Genomic DNA, 12,024 nt, shown 5'->3' with positions numbered 1-12,024 from the left:
GTGAATTTATCTATCCGGATCCACTGGCCGTGCGACCATGATGCCGGTGTGATTTTTTCTGGAAGAAAGATGATCGGCCAGCCCTTGTTGTGTAATCTGAATTGATCCGCCTGACAGCGGCGCATGCAGCATCCGCAACGTGCCGCGGTGGCGCAGGGCTATGCCGGTGTGAAGAATATCAAGTCCGTTGATGGATGTGGTGATGGCAAGTATATCTCCATCGGCAATCCGAATATGCGCGCTTCTGATTGTATTCTTCGGAAGATAGTATCGCTGGCGCGCGTTCAGCTCGTCCTCTGTTTGCTTGATGGCAGCAAAAAAATCATCATTCCCGAGTTGGTTATATACAGACCGGTGGGTTGACATGAACGAGATTGGTTTTTCATACGGAATCCCTCCCAACTCGTGCGTGATATTCCTGACAATCTGTTTCTTCCCGTTGTCGTCAATCCAATCGGAGAAGTAATGCAATCGGCTCGGATACCCGTTGATCACGCCTCCGCGATACCGGATCAATTGCAATTGGTTCTTGAAATCATCGAATGTCGTTGTTCCAAGTCTGGTGCAACGGGAAAGGGCAAGTGTCGTTTCAACAAACGTGACGCAATCGAACTCTTTCAGATTGACGATGAGTTGCTCGTCGTCGCCGGATTCAAGCGTGCGGCCTTTGTACGGAGATTTGAGGAACGACAAGCCGATGGCAGTGATTACCTCAGGCATGCTTTTTTCTGCAAGTCCTTTTGATGTTCCGAGGGCGAATTTTTCCAGGCAGATTTCCTCGTGGACATCTGTACGCGATTGGGCGAAGAGGAAGGACGGGAACGCCAGCGAGGAAATCGCTGCAGCAGATGAGTATTTCAGAAAATCTCTTCGGGATGCGTTCATGCCGTGCACATGAGAACGATTCTCAGAACGAGACATCATCAACATCGGGAGGAGGAGGAACGTTGCTGAAGCCCGACGGAGCCAGATTTTCGAACCGCGCATACCGATGAACAAACGCCAGCTTGATATCGTCAATCGGGCCGTTGCGTTGCTTGCCGACGATAATTTCCGCCGTCCCTGCCATTTCCGATGAGTCCCGTGATTCGGCATCCATGTACATTTCGGGACGATGCACAAACGCAACGACGTCTGCATCCTGTTCAATCGCGCCGGATTCGCGCAAATCGGACAAAATCGGCCGTTTGTCTGTTCTGCTTTCCACTGCGCGGCTCAATTGCGACAGCGCGATAACAGGAACACTCAGTTCCTTTGCCAGGGCTTTGAGCGAGCGCGAGATTGCTGAGATTTCCTTCTCGCGGTTCTCGGCGCTTTTCGGGCCCTGCATGAGTTGGAGATAGTCAACAACCACGAGTCCGATATTGCGTTCAGCCTTCAATCGGCGGGCTTTTGCTCGCAACTCAAGAATACCGAGACTTGCCGAGTCGTCAATAAAGATGTTCGCGTTGGCAAGTTTCCCCGCCGCGATGCTGAGCCGCTTCCAGTCATCTTCAGGAAGTCTCCCCGTTCTGACGGCGTGGGCATCCACCTTTGCTTCGGCACACAACAATCGCATAACAAGCTGCTGGGTCGACATTTCGAGCGAGAAGATGCAGACACCCGTAGGCTTCTCGAAGTGCATTGCCGCATTGCGTGCCAGTGAAAGAGAGAACGCCGTTTTGCCTGAACTCGGCCGGCCGGCGATAATGATCAAGTCGGAGTTCTGCCATCCTCCGGTAAGCGTATCAAGATCCCGGAATCCTGTTGGCACACCATTCACGCCGCTGTGTTTTCCGTGGATCGACTCGAGCATCTCCAGCGTATCATGGACGGCTCTGTGCATGTCGGTGAACGTCTTCTTTAGCCGCTTCTCTGAAATCTGAAAGATTGCCTGCTCGGCCTCGTCCAACAGATCAAACGCATCTTCAGTCGGACTGAAACCCCGTGCGGCGATGGCTGACGAAGCTGTTATCAAGTTACGCAGCAACGATTTTTCGAGAACAATCTTGGCGTGATACTCGACGTTGGCTGCCGAGGTCACCTTCATGGTCGATTCCGCAAGGTATGTCTCGCCGCCGATGATTTCAAGATGCCCGCGCCTGCGGAGTTCTTCAGCAAGCGTGATGATGTCGACGGGCTCGCTACGGTCGAACATCGCCTGAATCGCCTGAAAGATTTTCCGGTGGTAGTCCGCATGAAAGGCGTCTTCGTCCAGCACTTCTATGACACGCGCAATGGCCTCGCGCTCGAGCAACATCGCGCCGATAATCTGTTGCTCGAGTTCAACTGCCTGCGGTGGTACGCGGCCTTCCGTTGTTGTCGATGGAATGAGACTTCTGAGCGGTTCCGCCATGATTCAACGTTTAGTACAGACTTGTTCACGAATAGTGTTGACCTATGACTCTAAGGTACATCAAGCATTCGGTATTTGCAAGGCGTGAGGAAAGGTTGTGAAGAGAGGAAGGAAACGAGGATAAACAGCAATTTGGTAAGAGTTCCACGTCACTTTTCCACATTCAACGCATCTGAGTTATCAACAGATGTGGATAGCTCGCTCACGGAATCGATTCAGACGGCAGCCGTGGAGTTGGCCACCAACTCATCATGCAGCTTCCGGACGGCTTGTACATCTTCCCATGCGGGGCGTTTCCAGTTCGGGTTGCGCAGCAGAGCAGCAGGATGATATGTGATCATGACAGGAACTCCTTCATACTGCATGACGCGTCCGCGCAGCTTTCCCATTGATTCCTTCGTGCCGAGGAGATTCTCGGCAGCCGTCAGACCCAAACACAATATGACTTTCGGCTTCACGAGTTCAATTTGCTTTTTGAGATACGGCTTGCACAATTCCGATTCTTCCGGAGTCGGCTTGCGGTTGTTCGGCGGCCGGCACTTGAGAATGTTGCAGATATACACTTCAGAACGCTTGAAGTGAATTGCTTCAAGAATCTTGTTCAGCAGTTGTCCCGCCCTGCCGACAAACGGCTCGCCCTGAGCGTCTTCGTCCGCACCGGGTGCCTCGCCGATGAGCATCAGAGTTGCCTTCGGATTTCCGACGCCAAACACGAATTTCGTGCGCGTTGCCCCCAATGCGCATTTCGTGCAAGTGCAGATGCGGGCATTGAGCTCGTCAAGCGTGGTGCTGCTTCCCCATGCTTCCGTTGTTATCGCGGGTTTTGCCGAAGCCGGCATTTCGAACAAGACAGGTTCTTCCACTGCAATAGGCTTTCTGGGCGGCATGGAATACTCAATGTGGCGAGTGGGTTGAACGACAGGTGTGTTGGCGGCCTCCGACGGAGCCAGTCGCTCGACGTTTGCCGGTTGCGTCGACGGCGTTTGCTCGAAGAGTAACGTTTCGCCGAATAGCCGGCGCTCGTCTTCAATAACGCTTCTCAGATCATCCAGGAGACGGGATGCGTTCCGCTCGTCAGACATTGTTCTTCTTGAAGAATACGGTTGAGTGAACAAGGTGCATCACACCGACCAGGTCAGTTTTGACTTCACACGATCGAGGATTCGGTTTGCAACATCAAATTTTGACATCAGGGGAAGATTCTCGGCCTGTCCGTCGGGCGTGAGGAACGTGACAACGTTTGTGTCGGAGTTGAAACCGGCGCCCGGCTCATTCGGATTGTTCAGGACAATCAAGTCGAGATTCTTCCGGTTCAACTTCTTTCTTGCATTCTCAATTCCGTCATGCGTTTCGAGCGCAAAACCAACGAGTATCCGGTTCTGTTTCTTCTCTCCGAGAGACTTGAGGATATCGGGATTTTGTTTCAATGAAAGCGTCAGCTCATCTGCCTGCATATTCTCGCGCTTGATTTTTTTGCTGTTCGGATTCACAACAGTATAATCTGCAACCGCGGCAGACATGATCACGGCATCGGCATGCTCAAACTCGCGATCAACGGCAGTTTTCATTTCCTCGGCAGTCCTTACGTCTATGCGCCTGACTGAGCGCGGCGTTCGCAAATGCACGGGACCGGAAACCAGAGTAACCTCGGCGCCGCGTAACGCCGCGACATTCGCAATCGCAAAACCCATCTTGCCCGATGACCGGTTGCCGATGTACCGGACCGGATCAATCGGCTCTTGTGTCGGTCCGGCAGTTACGAGGATTTTCTTGCCCGTTAAATCCAGATGAATCTTGTCGAGTATTCCGTTAACGAAGGCAACAAGTCTGTCAATTTCCGGAAGCCGGCCGGGCCCGACCAACCCGCTGGCAAGCTCACCTTCTTCCGGGTCAATTACAAAACATCCCGATTCCTTCAGAATGTCGATATTCTGTTGGGTGGTTTTGTTCAAGAACATATCGACATCCATCGCCGGAGCAAGCGCCAGCGGACAGCGAAGCGCAAGAGCGAGAGTTGTCAGCATATCGTCGGCAAACCCGTGGGCAATGCGCGCGAGCGTGTGTGCTGTTGCAGGAGCCACCAGCATGATATCGGCCCACAGTCCGAGATCGATGTGTTTCGTCCAGCTTGTGGCGTTCGGGTCGTCGGGTGGCGGGAACATTTCGCTTACGACATCCCGCTTGGAAACTGTTGCCAGAGCCAATGGTGTGACAAACTGTGCGGCTGAACGGGTCATCACCACCTGCACCTCAGCACCCGCCTTGATGAACTCCCGCACCAGCAACGGCGATTTGTAAGCTGCGATTCCGCCTGTAACGCCGAGAAGTATACGCTTGCCGTTCAACATGCGGGAATACATTTATAGCGACGGGATCACGATTTCACATACCGGGAAGCTACTCATCTTCAGATGTATCGGCAACATCCTCTTCCTTTTCCACTTTTTTGACTTCCTCGGGCTCTTTGTAGCGCCATTGGAGTTTTTCGTGAAGAAGTTCATCCAACGCCGTGTCTGTTGGTTTCGGGCGCTTTTCGAATTCAAGACTCACTTTGAGCTGGTCGGGATTGATGTCGTTCTCCTCGTTCTCGGACTCGGTTTTCGGGGCGAACATTTCGATACGCTGGTTGAATTCGATCTTCGTTTCCTCGTTGATCTGTCGCGCACGTTTCGACATGGCAACGATTGCCTCGTGCACGTTCTTCGCTTTCGAGGTCAGCTCTTCAATGTCAACCGGTTTGATTGGCATTACGATACTCCTTCTTTGGTGTGTAAATGTTCAGTGACAATCTTCTGTACATCATCGATGGCTGTCTGCAGCACATCGTTCACAACCTGATACTCATACTGCTTGCCGAGTTCAAGTTCCAACGGCGCGCGTTCAAGCCGTCGCAAAATGGTCTCATCGCTTTCCGTCTTTCGGCCAGCAAGCCGTTCCTTCAGCTTATCGAAACTCGGCGGTCTGATGAAAATCAAACACGCTTCGGGATATTGTTGGTGAATGGAAAGTCCGCCTTTTACATCCACATCGAAGAGGAGATCCTGCCCTGCCGCCAGCAAGCGTTCGACTTCACTCTTCAGGGTTCCGTACAGCTTTCCCGGATAGACTTCTTCCCATTCAACAAATTCGCCGCTGTTGATGCGCCGCGTGAATTCTTCTTCCGAAAGGAAGAAATAGTCTTTTCCGTCCGTCTCCCCGTCCCGTTTTTGCCGCGTTGTTGCTGAAACGGAGAAGCCGAGCGACGGGTTGAGGCGCATGATTTCTTTTGCGATAGTCGTCTTTCCCGAACCGCTCGGAGCCGATATGACAATGAGTTTTCCGCGCTGCATGGTTATTCGATATTCTGCAACTGCTCGCGGATACGTTCGATTTCTTCCTTGATATTTACGACGAGATGTGCAATTTCTGCCGCACTCGATTTCGAACCGATGGTATTTGCTTCGCGGTTCATTTCCTGAATCAGGAAATTCAACTTTCGCCCGGCGGCTTCATCGTTGGCGAGCGCTTCGAGAAAGAACTTGTTGTGGCTCCGGAAGCGGACACATTCTTCTGTTACGTCCAGCCGGTCTGCCATCATGGCAAGTTCCATCTCCAATCGTCCTTCGTCGATCGTCTCTTTCTCGAGAAGCATCTGAATGCGCTCGCGCAGCCGGATGCGTTCGTTCGGAATCTGCTGAACCGATATCTTCTCAATTTGTGTCAGCTTCTCTTCCAGAATGCCGATGCGATGGCGGAAATCCTTGCCCAACTCGGCCCCTTCATTGCGTTTCATCATCAACAGGCTGTCAATGGCTTGTTCAAGAGCCTTCGAAACCAAGGCCCACTCCTTGTCGTCGGTATTTTCGATTTCGAGAGGCTCAAGAACTTCAGAAAACTGCAACAAGTGTTCCAACTTGACGCTTTCGCGGATCTTCACCGCTTTGCGCATAGTGTTCAGCAGTTTGTAGTATCCCTTTGCGGCCGAGACATTCACACGCACAGGAATATCACCGTCGTTCTCGTGCTCGACTACAGCAAGCATGTTGATTTTGCCGCGAGAAATTTTCTTGCGGATAATCTCCTTGATTTCATTCTCCCGGTTGGAGAGCGATCTCGGTAAGCGGGTTGAGACTTCCAAAAACCGGCTGTTGACACTTCTCAGCTCCACGGCAACGGTGATGCCCTTTGCGGCGGCTTCACCCCTGCCGTAGCCGGTCATGCTGGCTATCATGAACACCTCTTGAAATGATTCAGGACTCAAAAATTACGGAAAAATCGAACCGTCTGCAATCAAAACTTCAGTGCCATTTTTGCGGTCACCAACGCAATTTGGCGGGGCAAAATCCACAGGTTATCAACACGGAATCCGCAAATGGTGGGCAAATCCGCCGTTTTTGACTATATTGTTGATAACATCATGCTAACTAATTATCACACATTATCATACGTCGTATCAACATTAGAACAGCATGTATGCGGGAACGCCATTGTTGAGTCCTTCTCGCAAGAAAGAGACCAACTTGTGCTCCGACTGAGCCACACCGAACCCGTCCTCATTCTTTCTTGTGACAGAATTCTCAACACTCTCTATCTCCGTCCGCAGTTTGCCCGAGCCCGGTTGAACTCGGCGGATGTACTGACTGCGTGTGTTGGTCAAACGATAAAAAGCGTCCAGATCCATCCGGTGGATCGTGTGGTCATGTTCATCCTCGACTCCGGCAAGCGGATTGACGCGAGGTTTTTCGGTGCGAAAGCGAATGTGGTTTTGGTAGATGAGAACGAGACTATTGTTGATGCGTTCAGAGACGCAAAAGAGCTGAAGGGGAAAAGAGCCGAATACAGAAGCGGCGAACTTCTGTACGACATGGATGCGTTCCTTGCACGGCTCCAGACTCCGCAGTTAGCAACAGTGGCAACAGTAATGAAAGAAGAGTTCCCGACTCTCGGCTCCACGGTGATCAGAGAAGTGCTGCATCGGGCAAATGTGCCGTACAATGTCGGGGCGATGAGTATCAAGCAGATGCACACGCACGCTATTCAGGGTGCACTCGGCGCCGTGCTGAACGATCTCTCGCGCCCCAAAGCCCGTGTGTATTTGTATACTGAAGGAGTGAAGGCGGGCACTCCGGCAGCGTTTTCCATCATTCCTCTTTTGCATCTGATCGGCACGAAGGAAGAGCTGTTTGATGATGTTCATGAAGCGATTCGGTTCTATGTCTCCCGTCTCCGCTCGCGTGAATCCGTTGATGAACAAAAACGAAGCATCATTGGAAAGCTGAACCAGAAGCTTGCAAAGGCCCGCCGCACAGTGGACGCCGTCGAAGCCGACCTGAAAACAAATGCTCGTGCAGACGAGTATCAACGGGCAGGTGAATTATTGATGCTGCATCTGGCGGACATCAACAAAGGTGAACCCGGCTATTTGGTGAAGGACGAAAACGATGAGATCCTCATTCCGCTTTCAAAGAATATGAGTCCGGTTCAGAATGCGCAACGGTACTTTGAGAAGGCAAAGCGTTCACGCACAGCACGGCAAGCCGCCTTGAAACGATTGACAGAACTTCAAACTACAATAGCTCCCGGCGAAGAACTGCTGGCCGCAATCGAGCCTGTGCAAACGAAGGAGGATCTAAAACAGTTCATGTCTGAATACACAAGCGAATTGGAACACTTCGGGATTGGCGGGAAGAGCGAGGAACGCGAGCAGCTTCCTTTCAGAATCTTCACCGTCGATGGCGGCTTTGAGGTTTGGGCCGGAAAAAGCAGCAAGAACAACGACCAGCTTACGCTCAAGTATGCGAAGCCCGATGACCTCTGGTTCCACGCCCGAGGCGCGGCCGGTTCACATGTTGTGTTGAAGGTGCAATCGGGAAAAGGCGAGCCGGGCAAGAAAGCGAAAGAACAAGCTGCGGGCATAGCGGCATATTACAGCAAGATGAAGAATGCGAAGATGGTGCCTGTTGCGATGGCCGAAAAGAAATACGTTCGCAAACCCAAAGGCGCGGCACCGGGTTCAGTAACCGTGGAACGGGAGAAGGTCATCTTTGCCGAGCCGGCATTGCCGCCGGAGAAACATCGATAACAATTCAGAACTATCAGAACAATGAAATTTGCAGTTATCGGTACCGGCGGAGTCGGCGGGTATTTTGGCGGGAAGCTTGCGAAGAACGGCGAAGACGTGTGGTTCATGGCCCGCGGAAAACATCTCGAAGCAATGCGTAACAACGGACTTCTCATCAGATCGTTCGAGGGAGATTGGATTGTTCCACCCGGAAAAATGACCGGGAGCCCTGACGATATTGGCCTTGTTGATGTCGTTCTCTTCTGTGTGAAGTCATATGATACAGAGTCGGCAGCGACTCAAATTGCGCCGCTGGTTTCCGAATCAACAATCATTGTGAGTCTGCAAAACGGGGTTGACAACGAAGAGAAGATTCAACGGATTGTTCCGCACGGGGTTGTTTTCGGGGGTGTTTCGTATATCTACTCTACGATCACATCGCCCGGAGTCGTAACGCATACCGTCGGTCCGACAAAGATCCTTTTCGGCGAGTTGGAAAGGCAAAGCGAATCAACAACACGCAAGGCAAGCCAGATTCTTGACACAATGAAGAAGGCGGAAATCAACGCAACCCAGTCGGATGACATTCTCTCCGAACTCTGGAAGAAGTACGTGTTCATTGCCGCAGTAGGCGGAATGACCGCCCTGACCAGGCTGACGCTCGGTGAGATTCTCGCTGTTGATGCATCAAAAGAAATGCTGGCCGATGCTATGCGCGAAACCGATACCATTGCGCGGGCAAAAGGTATCCATCTTCCGCCGGAATATGTCAGCAAGATTTTTGAGATTCTCAAGCACTATGACAACAGCTCCCGCTCCTCTCTCTATCATGATCTCATTAACAACCGGCGGTTGGAAATTGAGGCCTTTTCCGGGACGATTGTCCGATACGGCGGTGAATTGGGCATCGAGACGCCTGTTCACCGCGCAATCTATTCCGCGCTATTGCCGTGTCATCTTAAACATGTCAACTCCCCTTTATCACAATAGAACGCTTGTTTTGAAAGGCATCAGATGAAGAAGAAAACATCTCCGTCCGCCATCTCACTTGCCACAAGGGCTATTCATGGCTCAAAGCTGTACGCATACAAAGGGCCAGTGTCCACTCCAATCTATCAGACCTCGACGTACCGATTTGAGAGCTCGGATAATGCGGTTCGGTACGCCCAAGGCGATCCGAACGTAATGGTGTATACGCGCTACCACAATCCGACAACTGCGGAGGTGGAAGAACGTCTTGCGTTGATGATGAATGCGGAAAAAGCATTGCTGCTTGCCTCCGGAATGGCTGCGATTACTTCGGCTGTGCTTTCTGTTGTGAAAACGGGCGATGAGATTATCAGCACGCCGGCGCTGTATGGAGGAACGTACCGTTTCTTCAGGGATATTCTCCCCCGACACGGTGTGGAAGTCAAGTACATGAACCCCGAACGGCCGGAGTCTCTGATAGATCTCGCATCGCCGAGAACTCGACTCATCTATTGCGAAACACCGACAAACCCGACATTGAATGTTGTCGATATCAAAACACTGGTAGCGGCAACACAACGAGCCGAGCGGAAATTTGTCCGAAAGATCGTCACGATGGTTGACAACACGTTTGCTTCTTGTGTCAACCAGAATCCTTTTGCAGTTGGGGTAGATGTGATCGTTGAAAGCGGCACGAAATACCTCGGCGGGCACAGCGACCTGCTTGCGGGAGTTGTTGCGGGCTCGAAGGAGTTTGTCAAAGGGGTTCACACCCAACTGAAATACTACGGCGGCAGTGCAGATCCCTTCATGTCGTATTTGCTGTATCGAAGCCTGAAGACGTTCGAGTTGCGGGTGGAGCGTCAAAATGAAAACGCGATGGGCCTTGCGAGATTTCTCGAAAAACACCCGAACGTCAACCGCGTGCTGTATCCCGGCCTTTCCTCCCACCCTCAACACAAGATTGCGAAACGACAGATGGTTGATGCGGGAGGAAAGGGCTACGGTGGAATGGTCACGATAGAAGTGAAAGGCGGCGTGAAGAAAGCAGTTCGTGTGTGCGATTCGTTGCGCGTTGCGGTGAATGCCATGTCCCTGGGAGGAGTGGAAACACTCGTAAGCATACCGGTGTATTCATCCCACATCAACATGACGAATGACGAGTTGCGCCATCATGGAGTCACCCCGGGTATGATTCGCATTTCCGTTGGCGTTGAAGGTCTTGAAGATTTGAAATCGGATTTTGCCCAAGCGTTACGGTAAAGAGACGTGTCAAAAAGAAAACGGCCGCCGATAGACCGGCAGCCGTTTGTGATTCCGGTGAGATGTCCGTACTACCTTCCCCTTCTTCCGCTGTCGCTTCGCCCGCCACTGTCTTGCCGGCGGGGTGAATCACTGCGGGGCGTTTCGACCCGTCGTTCGGGCGCCGCCGACCGGACTTCGCCACCCCGTGAACGTTCGACTGAGTTTTCACGTCGGGGATCGCTGCGCGGCTGTTGTTCCCGGTCGGGGCGCTGTGACGGACGAACCTCGGGCTGGCGTTCCCGCCCCTCCCCGCCTTTTCCGGATGGTCGATCATACGTTCGACCGTCATCGCGCTTCGGTGACTCCTGCCCGCTCTGTTCCCTGCTTCTTCCTTCACGGCTGCGTGTTGCGTCATCAACAGGGCCCTTTAACATGCCGTCATCCCTGCGACGGCCGGCATCCGGTTGCCGTTCAAGACTTCTTCCCGATTCGTTGCGCGTTCTGAATTCGTCAATTCGCTTCAGGTCTCTCCCCTCATCGCGTGCCACTTCACGGGAACGTGTATCAATCTTTCGCGTATCAATATCCAAAGAACGACCTGCTTCTTCACGAACGCGTTCCGGCCGTTCAATTGCGTTGTCAGCGCTCCGCTCCTGTATGCGCGGCCGGTAGATTTCTATTTGTCCGCGGTTTCCATCTTGTGAGAAGCGCTCTACCGGACGGTCATCAACATCGCGTAGTCCGACAGGTTCAATGCGTACATTGCCTCTGCGCTCGACAAATTCACGCTCCGGTCCGCGGGTTACAATGCGTCCGCCGCTGTGTCGCACACTGCCGCCTGTCCGGGTAACGCCGATATAGCGCGTATTGTTTTCATGACGGTAGATGTGCCGATGCACGTTGGGCGATGTCATGTAGCCGCAGCCGACAAACGACCACCAGTGTACCGGTGTATACCAGCGCGTACGATAATGAATTCCCCAACTCACACTGAACACTGCATACGGACTGAGCGGAGCCCACCCGATGTAGTCGGGTCCGTAGCGCCATTCAACCCATGCCGGGGCCCAATCGTACCCAGGAATCCAAACCCAGCCATAATAGTCGTCAAAATGCCAGCGTCCGTAGTGGTACACTGCCCAACCCCACGGTTCGTCACTCATCCAATACCACCCATCATTTGTCCACCACCAACGACCCACTGTGTAGGGACGCCAGCCCGACTCAATTCGCAAAGGACGCCAACCGTACACTCCGCCGCTGATAGATATCCACTCTCCGTGAGGAGCAAGGCCGTCGTAGAAGACTCTGAACGTTGCTCCCCCTTGTGGACGCGGATGCGCTGAAGCTGTTGCCGATGAAAGCATATTCAATCCGAGAAAACATCCCAGGACTAACAACGTCGTTTTCATGCTCGCCTCACTAATTGAAATTG

Annotated in this window: 11 protein-coding genes; 3 read left to right on the top strand and 8 right to left on the bottom strand. The window is 52.5% G+C overall.

The annotated features are described in order from the left end of the window. Positions 1 to 6: 6 nt before the first annotated feature. From KF749_11595 to KF749_11565, 7 genes are all read right to left on the bottom strand, one after another. Positions 7 to 885 carry a DUF1460 domain-containing protein gene (locus tag KF749_11595; GenBank protein ID MBX2991795.1) on the bottom strand — a complete coding sequence of 293 codons (879 nt, stop codon included), beginning with the start codon at positions 883 to 885 and terminating at the stop codon, positions 7 to 9. A 22-nt stretch (positions 886 to 907) separates the two neighbouring features. Next, positions 908 to 2,335, bottom strand: coding sequence for a replicative DNA helicase (gene dnaB / locus KF749_11590; protein MBX2991794.1), 1,428 nt, complete (start codon positions 2,333 to 2,335; stop codon positions 908 to 910). Between the two features lie 215 nt (positions 2,336 to 2,550). Next, on the bottom strand, positions 2,551 to 3,222 hold the full coding sequence (locus KF749_11585) for a uracil-DNA glycosylase (protein MBX2991793.1): 672 nt from the start codon (positions 3,220 to 3,222) through the stop codon (positions 2,551 to 2,553). 234 nt (positions 3,223 to 3,456) lie between these two features. After that, entirely contained in the window at positions 3,457 to 4,695 is a 1,239-nt protein-coding gene (gene coaBC / locus KF749_11580; protein ID MBX2991792.1) for a bifunctional phosphopantothenoylcysteine decarboxylase/phosphopantothenate--cysteine ligase CoaBC, read from the bottom strand. A 37-nt stretch (positions 4,696 to 4,732) separates the two neighbouring features. Continuing rightward, positions 4,733 to 5,083, bottom strand: coding sequence for a DNA-directed RNA polymerase subunit omega (locus KF749_11575; protein MBX2991791.1), 351 nt, complete (start codon positions 5,081 to 5,083; stop codon positions 4,733 to 4,735). Further along, complete coding sequence (gmk, locus tag KF749_11570; GenBank protein MBX2991790.1) at positions 5,083 to 5,664, bottom strand: guanylate kinase; 582 nt, start codon at positions 5,662 to 5,664, stop codon at positions 5,083 to 5,085. The genes KF749_11575 and gmk overlap by 1 nt, the downstream gene beginning before the upstream one ends. A gap of 2 nt (positions 5,665 to 5,666) precedes the next feature. Next, positions 5,667 to 6,545, bottom strand: coding sequence for a YicC family protein (locus tag KF749_11565; protein ID MBX2991789.1), 879 nt, complete (start codon positions 6,543 to 6,545; stop codon positions 5,667 to 5,669). Between the two features lie 141 nt (positions 6,546 to 6,686). Between KF749_11565 and KF749_11560 the strand changes: the two genes are divergently transcribed. Genes KF749_11560 through KF749_11550 form a run of 3 tightly spaced genes read left to right on the top strand, consistent with a single transcriptional unit; the run spans position 6,687 to position 10,607 of the window. Continuing rightward, on the top strand, positions 6,687 to 8,396 hold the full coding sequence (locus KF749_11560) for a DUF814 domain-containing protein (GenBank protein ID MBX2991788.1): 1,710 nt from the start codon (positions 6,687 to 6,689) through the stop codon (positions 8,394 to 8,396). A 21-nt stretch (positions 8,397 to 8,417) separates the two neighbouring features. Beyond that, positions 8,418 to 9,365, top strand: a complete 948-nt coding sequence (locus KF749_11555; protein MBX2991787.1) for a 2-dehydropantoate 2-reductase — start codon at positions 8,418 to 8,420, stop codon at positions 9,363 to 9,365. Positions 9,366 to 9,389: 24 nt separating this feature from the next. Further along, positions 9,390 to 10,607, top strand: coding sequence for an aminotransferase class I/II-fold pyridoxal phosphate-dependent enzyme (locus KF749_11550; GenBank protein MBX2991786.1), 1,218 nt, complete (start codon positions 9,390 to 9,392; stop codon positions 10,605 to 10,607). A 71-nt stretch (positions 10,608 to 10,678) separates the two neighbouring features. Here KF749_11550 and KF749_11545 read toward each other — a convergent pair whose 3' ends face one another. Then, positions 10,679 to 12,001 carry a hypothetical protein gene (locus tag KF749_11545; GenBank protein ID MBX2991785.1) on the bottom strand — a complete coding sequence of 441 codons (1,323 nt, stop codon included), beginning with the start codon at positions 11,999 to 12,001 and terminating at the stop codon, positions 10,679 to 10,681. Positions 12,002 to 12,024: the final 23 nt, after the last annotated feature.

It is taken from the genome of Bacteroidota bacterium, from assembly GCA_019637975.1.
In the GTDB taxonomy this organism is placed as follows: domain Bacteria; phylum Bacteroidota; class Ignavibacteria; order UBA10030; family UBA6906; genus CAADGV01.
This window is presented reverse-complemented; position numbering and strand designations above follow the sequence as displayed.